A 14,968-nucleotide genomic window follows, 5' to 3' on the forward strand; every position below is an offset into this window, starting at 1 on the left:
CGGCAAGATGGGATGGTTACGCTTCTTATTGGCAGCTGTCGTCGTCGCTTACCACTGCCAATTCCACCGGGTGTATCAGACGATCGGGGGCGTGGCCGCGGTAGAGGCCTTCTTTTTCGTGAGCGGCTTTTACATGGCCGCCGCCTATCCGAGATATCAGGGGCGGTTCTCGGCGCTGCTCTTTTGGTTGAGCCGATACCTGAGGCTGCTCCCGTTCTACCTGACCGTTCTTGCCCTGACTTGGCTGTTCTGGCTCAGCGGCATGGCCACGAACAAGACTGCAATCTTTGACGCGTTTGGCGCGGCCGACGCTCCCTGGCTCGCCAATATCACCTTGCTGGGCCAGGATCTGATCGCGATCAACGAGCACGCCAACCTGCTCCTTCCGGTTCGCCAATCATGGTCGATTAGCGCAGAATTGGTCTTCTACTTGCTCACCCCGCTATTTCTGAAATGCCGCAGTTGGCAGCTCATTGCCCTTGCCGCCCTGTCGTTCGCCATCAAAGCGTACTTTACGATCTCAGGGGACTGGAGGAGCGCCTATTTTCCGTTCTATTCGCAGGTCGGCTATTTTATCCTGGGGATAGTGCTGTTCAGGGTCCGCGACGGACTAACGTGGTCAAGATCATCCGCTCCTCCTCTGCTGTTGCTGACCTCCGTCTACCTCTGTGTCAGCCATTTTGCAGCCTTTGAACTCAACGGCATTCTGCCGAACCTCGGGATGATCGCGGCTATCGCCATCACCATGCCAACGGCCTTCGCGCACTCCAACCAGCCAACCTCGAATTTTCTCGGTGATATTTCGTACGGGGTTTATCTGGTGCACGTTCTGATGATCGAAGTGCTCATCTCGTTGGGATGGTTCTCCTACGACGCGGCTTCAAGGTCGGCAATCATCTGGATGTTCATCCTGGTGCTATCACTTTCAGCACTCGTCGCCGCGATTTTCGAGATCGTGGTTCAAGAGCGCATTGACCGCTGGCGCCGAAAGACGTTCTATGGCGGCGCCGCGCCTCGGGTCGAAATCAACATGCAGCAATCAACATAGCGGCGCCGCAATCGATCCGGCTGGACGACAGCCCTTTAGACATGTCTTCGGCAAGGACGGCGCTGACGCTGGGCATTGGACCGCGCGAAAATCCGTCGCGCCCCGTCGTCAGGCCAGCAGCGGATGATCGAGATGCAGACCGGCCAGGTACTGGGCCAACGTCGCAACTACGACCGTATCGTGCGGCTGCTCGGCAGGCGGCAGTGCATTAGCCCCCTCTGGATTTGGACCAGGCATCGTGTCCGGGGGAGCGAATTGGAAGGTTGCAGGGTTGGCAGAATTCGTCGCGAAAGCGAAATTGCCGGCCGCCGGAACTGCGGCCAACGGCGCCGAGGCAGGAACGCCGATCGTCCCGTCCCCGTTGAGGTTCTGATGAAGGCTGCTTTCGGCTTGCTCCAACGCCATGCTGACGCCCGAGAGCACGCCAGAGTCGTTGAGATAATTGCCCTTGATATCGGTGTGCCAGATGATGAACTGACTCGAACCAGGCGCCTTCCACGCAATGTCGAATCCGCTCGCGGTCTGTTCTGCGCCAACCGGCGTCCAAACGCCGAACTGGCCTGCCACGACCGGGGAGCCGCCGTAGGTCAACTCTGGTCCAGAACCACCGCTAACGGGGTTCATGTAGAAATTCGCATTGCTCTGGACCAGGCTCGTGTTGCCGAAGCTTTCGATGGCAGTCGCAGTAGCTGCGACGGAACCGATTGTACCGTCCCCGTTGAGATCTTGATGAAAGCTACTCTCGGCCTGCTCCAGCGTGCTACTTGTGCCTGCCACCACTCCAGTGTCGTTCTGATAGTTGCCGCTACTGTCGGTATGCCAGATGATAAACTGACTTGTGCCAGGCGCTTTCCAGGCAATCTGATATCCATTCGCGGCCTGCTCAGCGCCGATCGGCGTCCACACCCCGAACTGTCCGGCCGTCACCGGTGATCCACCGTATTTCAGTTCGGGTCCCGTCCCACCCGCAACCGGGTTCATGTAGAAGTTACTTCCGCCGTTCTCGACGAGACTGGTCGCACCGGACGTTTCAACGGTCGTGAACGGTACGCCAATCGTCCCGTCTCCGTTCAGATCCTGATGCAAGCTGATCTCTGCCTGCTCAAGCGTAGTGCTGCCGCCTGATAGGACGCCGGTGTCGGTTCGATAATTTCCGTTGGCGTCGGTATGCCAGATGATGAACTGGCTGGAGCCGGGCGCCTTCCACGCAATGTCAAATCCGCTCGCGGTTTGTTCGGCGCCCACCGGGGTCCAGACTCCGAACTCACCTGCCGTGACCAGCGATCCACCGTATTTCAAATCTACGTGCGCCTGACTACCGACCGGCGACATGTAGAAGTTGCTGCCACTCTGAAGCAGGCTCGTCGTGCCGACCGTCTCGATCGAGACGGGTGGATTGGCGAGCGCATTGCTCGAGAACGTACCGTCGGCAAACTGGATATACTCAACGTTCGTGACAGCATCGGTGCCATCGAATGAGCCGGATCGCTGATCGGCAATGGTGAAGGTTTGCGTCGCGGAATTGTACGCAACGGCGTAGTTGGCCCTGTTGCCCGAATACACCGCCGTATCGGTGCCTGCGCCCCCATCGATGGTGTCGTTGCCTCCGCCACCTGTGATCGTGTCGTTGCCTGCGCCGCCCTTCAAAACGTTGCCAATGGCGTTGCCGATGATGGTGTCGTTGCCGGCGCCACCAGTGGCGTTGTCGATGTAGGAGCGTACGTCGCCATTGTTGAGGTAGGCGTTGTAGACGTTGCCAGACGCGTAATGGCCGTTGCCGAGATTGGCCAGTTGCGCGGTGGAGAACACCGATGAAGCGCCGGGATTGAGATTGATGCTGAGGTTCGTCGTATAGTTCGACAGGTCGTATGTATCGACGCCGTTCCCGTCCCATACCGTCTCGTAGATTCGGTTGGCGGAGCCGCCGACGCCACCACCGTCCGCAAGCTGTCCGACGCCGTTGATGAACTCCTGCCCCGTCGTCTGGCTCCAGGTATAGACGGTACTACCGCTCTGCGTGTTGTAGTTCGCGCCATACAGCGTCTGGAGCGCGAGGATATCGTTGGCCATATAGGTCTCAGGATATCCGTACTGCTCGTTGGTGTAGCCGGTGAGCGGACCGCCGACATAGCTGCGATAGCTCATGACGGTGTATTCGCTATCGTCATGCGCGGTCGGCACCGCGACGTTGGCGGGCCCGCCGGTCTCCTGGCTATGCTTGAGACCCAGGGCGTGGCCGAGCTCGTGCAGCGCGGTGGTGAAGTAGTAGTTGCCGAGCTTCGCCTGCGTGTAGTCGTACTGCGTGCCAAACCAGACGTCGCCGCCAGCCGCGTAGTTGCCGGGATAGTAGGCGTAGGAGGTCGGATTGGCGGCCGGCGACTGCGCGATCATGATGTCGGCGCTGCCGTTACCGTTATAGGTGATGCTGGCGTTGGTGTAGCCTTGGATGAGCGCGATCGCGTAGTTGATCGCCGCCTGCATCTGGACCGGCGCAGCCGAAAAACCTGACGTGGTCGGTTCGCCGTCGCCGCCAGAGTAGGACCCGTAGGTGCTGGACGACGTGGGGAAACTGTAGCTGATCGTGCCGGACCATTTCGTGCCGGCAAGCAGGCCGTCGATGTCCGCGTTGTTGGTCGCACTGACCGAGACTGCTGTAGCCAATGAACTCTCCAGGACAACGCTTCGCGCGTGATTCGAGGCGCGAACGCGTAATTCAAGCTAGAGAGGTGTAGGTTTGGTTTAAGTTTGGCAGTTGTGCGCCGCTTGTCGCAGAAGAGGCAAACTCCCGTATTCATACGGCGCATCAGGAACTCGCCGGTTCCGCGCCGATCTCAATTTGCCAATCATATCAGCTAGCTACCCGACCGTCCCGTTCCTGGCGCGGAACTATTTCGTCCTTGGAATTGGCCGAGCCCTTCCCACCAACAGCCAATCGTTAACTAAAAGCCCCCCGCGCGCGTCCGACCCGGCAGCAAACGAGTTGCCTGCCGAGCGATCACGCGTGGTCCCTGCCGAAGGTCGCTCGACGCCACAATCTCGAGCGCTCCTATGGCAGAGCGCGCCGGGGAAGAATTGTCCATTCCAGACATGCTGATCTGGACTACGGGTAGAAAAGCGGTCATGCACGGCAGCGCGTGACACTGGCTTTCGCCAGCGTAAGGTTTGGGGTGCATGTCGTCAAAATTTGCCAAGGCCGAACTTTCGGCAGGTCAATCGTCTGCTAGCTCAGCATGGCTCCTGGTGTGTGTGGGCCCCTTCATCTTTCTGACTTTCCTGATCTTGCTTGCGCTTTATGGTGCGCCGGAACACGATGATTTCTGCTTTGCCTACCAGAATGTTCGCGATGGCTTCGTGCAGACCCTCCTCGCCTTCTACACGGGCCTGTCGGGGCGCATCGTCGCCCTTCTGATCATTCAGATTCCGGCTGCAATCGCGAAAGCTACCGGCAGCAGCATTTTGCCGGCATATGCTGCCACGCTCATCGCCTTCGCGATCCTGTTCGTTGCCGGATCGGCCTTCGCCATGGTTCGGATGTGGCCGAACGTCCGCGGCCTGCCGTTGCTCGTGCTGATGCTCGGGTTTCCTGCGGCAATTGCCGGGGCAACGCCAAGCGCGCATGATCTTCTCTACTGGTTGCCCGGGCTCGCCTGCTATGTGCCACCGGGACTGGTCACCATCCTGATATTGGGAGAATGCGTTTGCGCGATCGATCGCGAGCGCCAGTTTTCGATTCAAGCGACGGCATGGGCAGTCGCCGGCGGGTTCCTGGCTGCGACGTGCAACGAGTTCACCGCCGTCTGGCTCGTGGCGATCCTTGCGGCTTCGCTGCTCGCCCGCCATATCTTCGATCAGAAATTGCAGGTGGGTCATCACGTCGCGATTGGAGCGGCTGCGGCGATCGGATGGCTGTTCGTTGCTGCGGCTCCTGGCAACGGTCACCGGATGGCCGCCGTTGGCGGTAGCTGGAATGTTGTTTTTGCGATCACAGAGGGCTTTAAATTTTCTCTGACGGGCCTAAGAACCCTCTTGCTGTCTCCGTCGCTGATCGGCTGGCTCTTGGCTGTGATGGCCATTTCCGCTGCGACACCCGCGCCGGAAAAGCAGGACCCCCGTCGTGAGAAGTGGCTGGCGGCGGGAATCGCGGCGCTCGTTCTTGGCGCCTGCTATTTTGAGTATTTCCTGCACCAGCTGATCACCGGCGCGCACCTCGTCGATCGCGCGCAGAACGAAGCGTTGATATTGATCATCTTTGGCTTCACACTTTGCACTTCACTTCTCGCCAGAGTCTATCGACCGCAGCTTCGCCGAAAGCTGTCTCTCGGCGGCTCATCCATTTCGCTCGACAAACCGGTTTGGCCCCTGCTGCTGGCGGCAATCATCGCCATCTCGCTTTATTTCAGCACAACCGGCTCGCGCGTCCGCCGTGAAATGGCGACCTTCGACCTCTTCCGGCAGGAAGCCATCGCGCGCGATCGACTGCTCGCATCTCGTCCCGATCAAGTGGTCGAGGTGCCAAAGCATCGCTGGAAGCCATCAACCCTGATCGACGCAGACGTCACCGACAATATTGGCTGCGTGGCGATGTACTATCACAGCAAGGAATTGATCCCGGTCGATCCGCCGAGCGGCAGTTCGCAGTAGCTTCGGGCAAAAGCTGCGGCGGGTCTCGGCCACCCGGCGCAATGTCGCTCACAGCCCGTCCGCTTCGCCATTCTTTGGGGTCGAGCGTGGCACGAAGGGCGCGAACGAGGTGGTGCTGGCCGTGGTCGGCATCGTCAGCTTGCCGCCGCCGTCGGCAGGCGGCGCTGCCGCCGGTGCGGGCGATCCGGCGGGCGCGGTGGTGCCGTCCGGCCGTTGCAGCGCCAGCACCTCGCTGCGGTCGCCCTGCTTGAACGTCACCTCGCGCGGCTGGACCGAGGTCAGCGACCAGCCGTCAAGCGTCTCGCCTTGCCGCAGGCGGACGACCTTCTGGTCGGTGCGGTTGACGAGGATTGCGATGGCATCGCCCTCGCCCACCACGGCCCCGACCAGCATCAGCGGCGGCGGCGCTTCGACCGGTTTCGGCGGCGGCGCGTGAACTTCCTCGACCGGAGCGGCTGCGACCGCGCGCGGCGGCGGCCGCCGCGTCGCCGAAAAGATCGGGCGCTCCTGGGTCGCTGATAGCACCGACAGCGGCACCGACCACAGCGGATTGCCGCGAGGCACCGGCTTGCTGACGCCGGGCGCAGGCGTCGCAATCGGCCTCACCGCACCGACATCGATGCTTTCGGCAGCCCCGCCGGCGGCATCGTCCGACAGGATGTCGACGCGCGAGGACGTCGCCGCCCAGGTCCCGGCGATGCCGAGCACCGCGCACAACGCGGCCAGTCCTGTCGATCTGAGCCAGGCGGACATCGATATTCCCTTGCGGCTCCCCCACGCCGGCGCGGGGCAAGCGCATCAAACTAAATCCGATAGGCCTCGCCTTCAACCCGCTCCTGGCCTGCTCGAATCCCGCTTTCCATCCGGCATGCTGCAACGCACGAAAATGTTGCCCAAGGGCCACGATCACTGAAATTGCAAAGGAAACGGGCGGGAATTTCATGCAAATCAATGACCGTTCATTGCGGCTGGTTGCGACGGCATGGAATCATCGCCCCCGGGGGGCGCGGCCTTGCCGCCTGCTCTGGTTGACGACGTTGATTTTCTTTGTCGATTTGTGAAGGGCCCATGACCGGACCGATCATAGCGCGCAGAAGGATCGATGAGCGGCTGCGCGCCGTCGCCCGGCAGACCCTGGCGACCCTGCTGGCGACCACCGCGCTCGGCGTCGTCGCCGCCCACGCCGTCGACAGCACCTGGACCGGCTCCACGTCCACCGAATGGACGGACGGCACGAACTGGACCCCAACTCCCGACGTGCCCGACGGCACCGCCACTTTCACCAACACCGGTTCGGCCACGGTCGACAGCAACGGTCTCGTCAACATCGGCGCCGTCATATTCACGGCCGCTCCGAACGCGCAGACCTACACAGTCAACACCAACGATATCTTCGTGGTGAACGGCGTCGGCATCTCCAACAATTCGACCAACGTGCAGACGTTCAACGTCGGCTCGAGCATGGTGTTCCTGAACGCGAGCAGTGCGAGCGCCGGCAGCAATTTCGTGACGTACAGCGTCGGCGGCGGCGCGATGAGCTTCAACAATACCTCGACCGCGGGCACGGCCCATATCGCCAACGGCGGCGACATCGAATTCAACAACAGCAGCACCGGCGGCACCGCGGTCATCGTCAACAACGCTGTGATCAATTTCAACGACACGACCTCGGCAGGCGGCGCCAGCATCACGAACAATGCTGCCGGCTTCCTGACCTTCAACACCTCGTCCAGCGCCGGCACGGCGACGATCTCCAACAGCGGCACGCTGAACTTCTCCAACTCTGCCACCGCCGGCAGCGCCACCATCACCACCGAGAACGGCGGCACCACGAGCTTCACCGGCACGGCGAGCGGCGGCAGCGCGCGCTTCATCACCAATGCCGGCGGCACGGTCGACATTTCCGGCCTGACCAGCGGCGGCACGACTGCCGGCTCGATCGAAGGCGCCGGCAATTACGTGCTCGGCGCCAACACGCTCACCACCGGCAGCCTCAACACCTCGACCCAGGTCGACGGCGTGATCTCCGGCACCGGCGGCGGCCTGACCAAGGTCGGCACCGGCACGTTGACGCTGACCAACGTCAACACCTACACCGGCGCGACGACGATCTCGGCGGGAACGCTGGCGCTGTCGGGCTTCGGCGATATCTCGCCGTCAAGCGTCGTGACGGTGAACGGGACGTTCGACATCTCGGCAGCGACCTTGCCCTTCGTCGGCATCACGACCCTGGCCGGCAGTTCGACGGGCGTCGTGAACCTCGGCAGCAAGGGATTGTTCGTCAGCAACGCCTCGACCGAATTCGCCGGTGTTATTCAGGGCAGCGGTGGTTTCGAGGTCGGCGCAGGGACCCAGACGCTGTCTGGCGTCAACACCTACACCAACGTCACGCAGATCGATGCCGGCGCGACACTGGCCCTGAAAGGGGCCGGCTCGATTGCCAGCTCGGCCTACGTCGCCTTCTCCGGTCCGGGCGCAACGTTCGACATTTCGCAAACCACGTCAGGCGCGTCTGTTGCAGCATTGTACTCGCTTTTCGGTGAAGGCACCGTCTCCCTTGGATCGAAGACGCTCACCATCACCAACGGCAACAACTTCACCGGCGTGATCCAGGATGGCGGCATCGCCGGCGGCACCGGCGGCAATCTGGTCATTGCCACCGGCGCCACGCAGGGGCTCACCGGCACCAACACCTATACCGGCACCACGACGATTCAGGCCGGCGCCGAGCTCGACCTCATCACCAATGGCAGCATTGCCACCTCGAGCAGCCTCATCAACCACGGCGTCTTCGACATCACCGGGCTGAGCAGCGGCACCTCGATCAAGTCGCTGTCGGGCACCGATTCCACTGCACGCATCCATCTCGGCGCCAACACGCTGACGATCACCAACGCCAACGGTACCTACGCTGGAGCCATTGACGGCGCGGGCGGCGGCCTCACCCTGGCCGGCGGCACGGAAACCCTGACCGGCGCCAGCACCTACACCGGCGCGACCACCGTGAATGGCGGCAGGCTGGAGGTGAACGGCTCGATCACCAGCGCGAGCACCGTCAATGCCGGCGGCACATTCGCGGGCTCCGGCAACGTCGGCAATGTCGCGGTCACCGGCGGCACGCTCGCACCGGGCAGCACCGCGAGCCCGTTCGCACCGCTGACGATCAATGGCAGCCTCAGCTTCACCGCGGCCTCGACCTATATGGTGCAGGTCTCCTCGACCGCCGCCAGCCTCGCCAATATCACCGGCGCGGCCACACTCGGCGGCGCGACGGTGAGCGCCATCTTCGGCTCCGGCACCGTCAAGAAGCAGTACACCATCCTGACCGCGGCCGGCGGCCTCGGCGGCACCAGCTTCAATCCTGCCGTCGTCTCCAACATACCGTCGATCAACGCGACGCTGAGCTACGACACCAACAACGTCTTCCTCGATATCGGCGTCAGCTTCACGCCGACGGGCGGCGGCCTCAATGTCAACCAGCAGAACGTCGCGAACACGCTGGCCAATTTCTTCAACACGACCGGCGGCATCCCCGCGGCCTTCGCCGCCCTGACGCCGGCGGGGCTGACCACCGCGTCGGGCGAGCTCGGCACCGGCATCATCCAGTCCGCCATCAACGCCGACGGCCAGTTCCTGAACCTGATGCTCGATCCGACCGTGGTCGGCCGCTCGAGCGGCTTCACCAAGGCCGGCAGCATCGCGCAATATGCCGAGAGCGATGATGCGACCGCCTATGCGTCGATGCGCCCGGCCACCGCGCGCGAGCGCGAAGCCTATGCGATGGCGACCAAGGCGCCTTCGCTGCTGTCGCCGCAGCCGATCAATCGCTGGAGCGTCTGGGCGGCCGGTTATGGCGGCTCGGCCCAGGTCGGCGGCAATGCCCTTGTCGGCTCGCAGGACCTGACCGCGCGCGTCTGGGGCGGCGCGGCCGGCGCCGACTACCGGATTTCGCTGGACACGCTCGTCGGCTTTTCGCTCGGCGGCGGCGGGCTGAATTATTCGCTCGCCAACGCGATGGGCGCGGGCTCCGCCGACCTGTTCCAGGCCGGCGTCTACGGCCGTCATAATTTCGGCCCGGCCTATATCGCCGCTGCGCTCGCCTATGGCTGGCACGACGTCACCACCAACCGCACCGTGGCGCTCGCCGGTGCCGACCAGCTCCAGGGCCGCTTCAAGGCCGACACATTCTCCGCGCGCTTCGAGGGCGGCTATCGTTTCACCACGCCCTTGATCGGCATCACGCCTTACGCGGCCGCGCAGGTGACGAGCTTCAACCTGCCGAACTATTCCGAAGTCAGCCTCAACGGCGGCGGCCTGTTCGCGCTGAACTATGCCGCGCAGTCGCTGACCGACACCCGCTCCGAGCTCGGCCTGCGCACCGACAAATCCTACGCGATGCAGAACGGCGTGCTGACCTTGCGCGGCCGTGCCGCCTGGGCGCACGACTACAATCCGAGCCGGGCCGTCACCGCGCTGTTCCAGACCTTGCCGGGCACCAGCTTCGTCGTCAACGGCGCCAGGGTCGACGCCGATTCCGCGCTTGTCAGCGGCAGCGCAGAGATGAAATGGCTGAGCGGCTTCTCGATCGCCGGCACCTTCGACGGCGAGTTCTCCGGCAATGTCACCAGCTATGCCGGCAAGGGCGTATTCAAGTACAGCTGGTGAGGCGCCCTACTTCTCCGCCTGCCACTGGCCGGAGACGCCCAGGATGACCCTGACGCGGCCGGTGGGCGTATCGCTCAGCGTGGTGGTCTGCGGCACCTGGACGTCGAGCTGATCGACGAACAGGAACGGCATGCCGGCTTCGAGATCGTAGAGCACCTTTTGCAGCGCGGGCTGCTCCAGTTCGCAGCTGACGACGAGGCCGACGAAGCCGTCCTTGGTCTGCGCCCCCGAGACGTCGACCTGCGAGGACTGCACCGAGCCGCCCTGATTGCCGACCGCAGCCGCAACCCGCTGCAGCAGATTGGCGCCCGCCACCGTCACCGTCGGCCCTTCCAGGAACGGCGTGCCGGGATGCTCGGCCGACAGGGCCGCGGCATTCTTGGCCGCACCCTTGCGGCCGCGCAGCTGGTCGAGCAGGTCGGAGGTCTGCGCCAGGGCCTGACGATGTGCGATCACGTCGGCGATCGACAGGCCCGCCAGCAGCAACAGGCCGCCCGTCACAGCGAGGTAGAGCGTGACCGCGATCAGTGGCGAGGAGGTCAGCGTCCGCGTGACGGCGCCTCCGCTTCCGGCATTGACGCTGCTCATGGTGGGGGTCATGGCGCGTTCCTCGGCTCGACCTGCGCCTCGATGTGAAAGCGCTCGCCGGGATCGGAGGGGCTGCGTGTCGTCGGGGCATAGAAGGTCGCGCGGGTGAAGTGCTGCGACTGCTCGATCAGCGGAATCAGCGAGGGCGCATCGCGGGTGATACCGGCGATCTGGAGCTTGTTGCCGGAGAGGTGCATCTCGGTGACGTAGGTATGGTCAGGCAAAACACGGCTTAGCGATTCCAGCACGATCACGCTCGCCTGCGTGTCGTATTTGCGCCGCTCCAGGAGCGCCAGCGGCGAGCGCTCGCCGCCATCGGCACCACGGATCGCGGCGCGGCGCTGGGTGATCTGTCGATCGAGTTCGCTCTCCTGCGCGCTCAAACTGTCGGCCAGATAGCCCGCGACGACCGAGCCGAGAACAGCCGCGATCGCGGCGACGGCCAGCACCAGTTGCAGCGTCCGGCTCAACCGCACGGGATCGATCGCGCCGCGCGACTTCTGCTCGAACACCCTGATGCGCCCGCCCTCGCCCGCCTCCGTCAACACCGCGATCGCGGACGGATGAAAGCCGGACAATGCCTCGACATAGCTCGTCGCCAGCCGGCGCGGTGCGGCCGCGATCATGGTGGTGATGCTCTCCGCGCCTTGCGCAACCGGCGCGCTGCACCCGAACACGGCCTCCGCGGCGCTCCACGGCGTCAGCCGGTCGATCTGCGCCCGCACGATGCCTTCGAGGAAATCGGCCGCCCGCGCCGGCAGCTCCAGTGGACGGAACAGGAAGCGCGCCGGCCGCAGCACGATCTCGACGCGACAGCCACGGACGACCGAAGCGAGATTGGCGCCGGTGAATTTGCCGTCCTCGAACGCGATCTCCCTCGGGATGTTGTCGGGCCTTGCAGCCTCCAGCGCGAACGCGCCGGTCTCGCCCTCGACCAGCCGTACCAGGCGCGGCTGCACCATCCGCTCCAGCCCAGTGACGGCAGCGCCCGCCACCGTACCGGTCCAGGCATCGAAAATGGCGCGAAGAGTACCGAGCGAACTCATCTCACAGAGGCTTTCCGGCCGAGCCGTCGAAGGCGTTGTGCCACGACAATACACGATAGGGCTCATCGCCGCTTTCGAGAAGCAGGATGACGATCTCGGCCGAGCTCTGCCGGTGCGACGGCGCTTCGGCCGCGACGGTCACCCGGTAGGCCTTCGCGCCCTCGATCGTCGCGCTGGCGCTGCCGGCAAGCCCGACCAGCGACTGCGGGGCGACATTGGGATCGGCGCGGTTGCGCAGCAATTGTTGCAGGGTTTCCGGCGTCATGCCGGGCAGCGCCGCCACCACTTGCGGCGCGGCGTCCAGCACGTTCACGGTTCGCATGTTGCTGAACACGGTGACGAAGGGCAGCATGCGCCCGATCACGGCCGGCGGAATGCCGCGCACCAGCCACAGCTCGTCGCTGTGCGGAAACGGCGCGTGGCGCGGCAGATAGGGCGCGCCGAGCGTGCGGTAGAAAGAATCCTCCGGATTGTCCACGCCAGGCTCGGTCGACGACCGCCACGCCAGGATGCGGTCGGCGTAGTCAGGCGCATCCGCCGTGGAGACGCCGAGCCCGATCATCAGGCCCGCGAGGACGGATTTCGGCGCCATGTTGAGATCGATCCGCGCGGCCTCCGAGCGGAACGTCACGGCCACCCGGCCTGCACCGACGCGGGCGTTGAAGGTGCCGCTGGTCGGGCGCGTCGCCTCGCTCTGCGCGGTCAACCGATAGGCCGCAAGCTCGAGCCCGGCATTCATCAGGGCATCGGCCTGCAACCGGTCGGTGTTGACCGCGACGGTCACCGCGGTGTTGGTGACGTAGGTCAGATAAATCAGCGCGAGCGAGGCCAGCGCTGCCAGCATCCACAGCACCACGATGACGATGAAGCCGCGCTCATCGCCAGACGCGGCGAAGCCGCCGTCACGGCCAGGCGCGTCCCGACCATGTGCCGCCCCCCTCACAGTTGCTGCTCCTCTTTCTGCGCCTGTTGCGGCCGGTTGGCCGAGGTCACGCAGGTCGTCGGATTCTTGGCCCGCGCGCATTCGGCAGGCGCAGTGATGTGCGGCAACACCGCGGCCGAGACCGCCATCACCTGTCCGTTGGCGCCGTCGCGCACCGTGACGCGGACGCGATCGGGCAGCTGCGCCTGGCCACGCCAGGTCGGCTGCCACTTCCGGTCAGGCCCGGCATAGGCGAAGCTGACACGGAACGGCGCGCGGATCAGCACCACCTGGTCGACGAAGCGGATCTGCCCATCCGTCGGCATCGGCTGGAACGGCGCGCGCTCGCGCACCAGCGCGAGCCCCTGGGCATCGGCCTTTTCGATCAGGCGGATGAATTCGAGGCCCGGACGCGCACTCGGGCCGAGCGCGGTGCGCAGGAACGTCACCGACAATTCGGCGCCGTCGAACAGCGGCACCCTGGCGTCGCCATTCACCGCGATCTGTTCGGCGACGGAAAGATCGGCGACGATGCGGTCGATGCCAGTGGCGAGCCGCTCGGCGCGCTGCACCCGCGCGATGCCGCGATTCCAGTTCGGCAGCCATTGCGCCGTCACGGTCGCAAGCGCAGCCAGGATCACGGTCATCAGCAGCGTCGCCAGCAGCACCTCGAGCAGCGTGAAACCCGCCTCGGAAGCGAACGCACGGGACAGGCGCTTGATGGGGGCGATCATTGGGTGGACCTTGGCACCAGCTTCACCGTCGTGACCTGGAGTGCGGCGCCGTCGGCGCGCTGGAGGCGCAGATTGACCGCCAGCGCCACGAAGCGATCGGTCTCGGGATTTCCGCCGGCGACGTTCATCGGCGCGATATCGACGCGCCAGCGACTGCCGGCAAGCTGCCCGCTCTGCCGGCCGGGCTTCAGCAAACCACGCGCCGGTAGATCCGCAAGCAATGTCTCCGCCGTGCCTGCCAGCGCCAGGTGCTGGTCGATCGAGCGCGTGCCCTTGGTCGTGACCGCGATGACCGAGCCGATGGTCCCGAGCACGATGGCGATGATCGCGAGCGCGACCAGCGTCTCGATCAAGGTGAAGCCGGCGGCGTCGTTAGAGCAGCTTCTGCGCGACAATCTCGACGCCTCCGGTCAGCCAGTTGACCCGCACCTCGTAGCCCATGCCCGGCCGCGCCAGCGCGATCGTCCCGCCGCACGACATGCCCGACGGGAAGAAATCGATCGACCGCCCGGTGGCGCGATCGGCGCAGCGCGCGGCCAGCGTCGCTTGGACAACGACGTCGGGCGGCAGATGGATGGTCTGCCCGGTGACGCCCGAGCGGATCGCGCGCGCCTCGGCGTCCACCAGGGTTGCGACCCTGACCTGGCGACGCAGCGCGGAGTTGCGATCGGATTTCAGCAGTGCCGCGGTCTCGACCGCGTAGCTCTCGAGCTTCGCGCGTGTCGTCGAGTGCGGGATTCCCGGCAGGATGATCGCCGCCAGCAGGCCGATGATCGCGAGCACGCACAGGATCTCGATCAGCGCAAAGCCTTGCTGACCGAAGTCATGCTGACCTACGCCTTGCGCATCACGAACCGGTTCAGCGTGCGCCGCTGACAATGTCGGCTGCCGTTCCACTGCCGCCTTCCTGACCGTCTGATCCGAGCGAGATGATGTCGTAGGGAGCGCTTGCGCCCGGCGACCGATAGACATAGCCATGGCCCCAGGGATCGTTGGGCACCACGCCGCCGCGCAGGTATGGCCCGTTCCAGCCGGCCTGGTTGTTGCTGCGCGTGAGCCCGGTGAGGCCTTCGTTCGAGGTCGGATAGCGGCCGAGATCGAGGTAATAGAGATCGAGCGCGCTGGAGAAGCTCTCGATCTGGATCTTCGCCGCCTTGGCCTTGGACTCGCTCAGATAGTTCAGCACCCGCGGGCCGACCAGCGCCATGATCATGCCGATGATGGTGATCACGACGAGCATCTCGACCAGGGTGAAGCCGGCCTCGCCTTCTCCGCGCCGCCGGCGGCGCTTCGACGATGGATGTCTGGTCACTTCAAGCCCCTC

The 14,968-nt window shown here is 64.4% G+C and carries 12 protein-coding genes; 3 read left to right on the plus strand and 9 right to left on the minus strand.

Features of this window, described 5'->3' with window-relative positions; translation table 11 throughout:
- Nucleotides 1-7: 7 nt before the first annotated feature.
- Nucleotides 8-1,048, plus strand: coding sequence for an acyltransferase family protein (locus JQ631_RS20465; RefSeq protein WP_283841808.1), 1,041 nt, complete (start codon nucleotides 8-10; stop codon nucleotides 1,046-1,048).
- A gap of 108 nt (nucleotides 1,049-1,156) precedes the next feature.
- Here JQ631_RS20465 and JQ631_RS20470 read toward each other — a convergent pair whose 3' ends face one another.
- A complete protein-coding gene (locus tag JQ631_RS20470) occupies nucleotides 1,157-3,709 on the minus strand; it encodes a M10 family metallopeptidase C-terminal domain-containing protein (RefSeq protein WP_212328699.1) in 2,553 nt (850 codons plus the stop codon).
- 510 nt (nucleotides 3,710-4,219) lie between these two features.
- Here JQ631_RS20470 and JQ631_RS20475 point away from each other — a divergent pair.
- Nucleotides 4,220-5,689, plus strand: a complete 1,470-nt coding sequence (locus tag JQ631_RS20475) for a DUF6056 family protein (RefSeq protein WP_212328700.1) — start codon at nucleotides 4,220-4,222, stop codon at nucleotides 5,687-5,689.
- Between the two features lie 48 nt (nucleotides 5,690-5,737).
- On the opposite strand, the gene JQ631_RS20480 is transcribed toward JQ631_RS20475, so the two are convergent.
- The gene (locus JQ631_RS20480) at nucleotides 5,738-6,442 is read right to left on the minus strand and encodes a hypothetical protein (RefSeq protein WP_212328701.1); all 705 of its coding nucleotides are present in this window, start codon (nucleotides 6,440-6,442) and stop codon (nucleotides 5,738-5,740) included.
- A 315-nt stretch (nucleotides 6,443-6,757) separates the two neighbouring features.
- Between JQ631_RS20480 and JQ631_RS20485 the strand changes: the two genes are divergently transcribed.
- Nucleotides 6,758-10,354 (plus strand): autotransporter outer membrane beta-barrel domain-containing protein, encoded by a 3,597-nt coding sequence (locus JQ631_RS20485; protein ID WP_212328702.1) that lies wholly within the window; start codon nucleotides 6,758-6,760, stop codon nucleotides 10,352-10,354.
- Nucleotides 10,355-10,360: 6 nt separating this feature from the next.
- Here the strand turns inward: JQ631_RS20485 and gspM are convergent, their stop codons facing one another.
- Genes gspM through gspG form a run of 7 tightly spaced genes read right to left on the minus strand, consistent with a single transcriptional unit; the run spans nucleotide 10,361 to nucleotide 14,956 of the window.
- Nucleotides 10,361-10,954, minus strand: a complete 594-nt coding sequence (gspM, locus tag JQ631_RS20490; protein ID WP_249160839.1) for a type II secretion system protein GspM — start codon at nucleotides 10,952-10,954, stop codon at nucleotides 10,361-10,363.
- Complete coding sequence (locus tag JQ631_RS20495; protein WP_212328703.1) at nucleotides 10,951-11,988, minus strand: PilN domain-containing protein; 1,038 nt, start codon at nucleotides 11,986-11,988, stop codon at nucleotides 10,951-10,953. Before JQ631_RS20495 ends, gspM begins: the two co-directional genes overlap by 4 nt.
- A 1-nt stretch (nucleotide 11,989) precedes the next feature.
- Nucleotides 11,990-12,931 (minus strand): type II secretion system minor pseudopilin, encoded by a 942-nt coding sequence (locus tag JQ631_RS20500; RefSeq protein ID WP_349645008.1) that lies wholly within the window; start codon nucleotides 12,929-12,931, stop codon nucleotides 11,990-11,992.
- A complete protein-coding gene (locus tag JQ631_RS20505) occupies nucleotides 12,928-13,644 on the minus strand; it encodes a general secretion pathway protein GspJ (RefSeq protein ID WP_212328704.1) in 717 nt (238 codons plus the stop codon). The genes JQ631_RS20500 and JQ631_RS20505 overlap by 4 nt, the downstream gene beginning before the upstream one ends.
- Complete coding sequence (locus JQ631_RS20510; RefSeq protein ID WP_212328705.1) at nucleotides 13,641-14,039, minus strand: type IV pilus modification PilV family protein; 399 nt, start codon at nucleotides 14,037-14,039, stop codon at nucleotides 13,641-13,643. The genes JQ631_RS20505 and JQ631_RS20510 overlap by 4 nt, the downstream gene beginning before the upstream one ends.
- A complete protein-coding gene (locus JQ631_RS20515; protein ID WP_212328706.1) occupies nucleotides 14,017-14,541 on the minus strand; it encodes a prepilin-type N-terminal cleavage/methylation domain-containing protein in 525 nt (174 codons plus the stop codon). Before JQ631_RS20515 ends, JQ631_RS20510 begins: the two co-directional genes overlap by 23 nt.
- The gene (gene gspG, locus JQ631_RS20520; protein ID WP_212328707.1) at nucleotides 14,504-14,956 is read right to left on the minus strand and encodes a type II secretion system major pseudopilin GspG; all 453 of its coding nucleotides are present in this window, start codon (nucleotides 14,954-14,956) and stop codon (nucleotides 14,504-14,506) included. The genes JQ631_RS20515 and gspG overlap by 38 nt, the downstream gene beginning before the upstream one ends.
- Nucleotides 14,957-14,968: the final 12 nt, after the last annotated feature.

The sequence above is a fragment of the Bradyrhizobium manausense genome (assembly GCF_018131105.1).
Classification (GTDB): domain Bacteria; phylum Pseudomonadota; class Alphaproteobacteria; order Rhizobiales; family Xanthobacteraceae; genus Bradyrhizobium; species Bradyrhizobium manausense_B.

Excerpts from the sequence above, each read along its gene's own strand:
- gspM (WP_249160839.1), bottom strand. The coding sequence starts at position 10,954 with ATGACCCCCACCATGAGCAGCGTCAATGCCGGAAGCGGAGGCGCCGTC.
- JQ631_RS20505 (WP_212328704.1), bottom strand. The coding sequence starts at position 13,644 with ATGATCGCCCCCATCAAGCGCCTGTCCCGTGCGTTCGCTTCCGAGGCG.
- JQ631_RS20495 (WP_212328703.1), bottom strand. The coding sequence starts at position 11,988 with ATGAGTTCGCTCGGTACTCTTCGCGCCATTTTCGATGCCTGGACCGGT.
- JQ631_RS20485 (WP_212328702.1), top strand. The coding sequence starts at position 6,758 with ATGACCGGACCGATCATAGCGCGCAGAAGGATCGATGAGCGGCTGCGC.
- JQ631_RS20475 (WP_212328700.1), top strand. The coding sequence starts at position 4,220 with ATGTCGTCAAAATTTGCCAAGGCCGAACTTTCGGCAGGTCAATCGTCT.
- JQ631_RS20465 (WP_283841808.1), top strand. The coding sequence starts at position 8 with ATGGGATGGTTACGCTTCTTATTGGCAGCTGTCGTCGTCGCTTACCAC.
- JQ631_RS20480 (WP_212328701.1), bottom strand. The coding sequence starts at position 6,442 with ATGTCCGCCTGGCTCAGATCGACAGGACTGGCCGCGTTGTGCGCGGTG.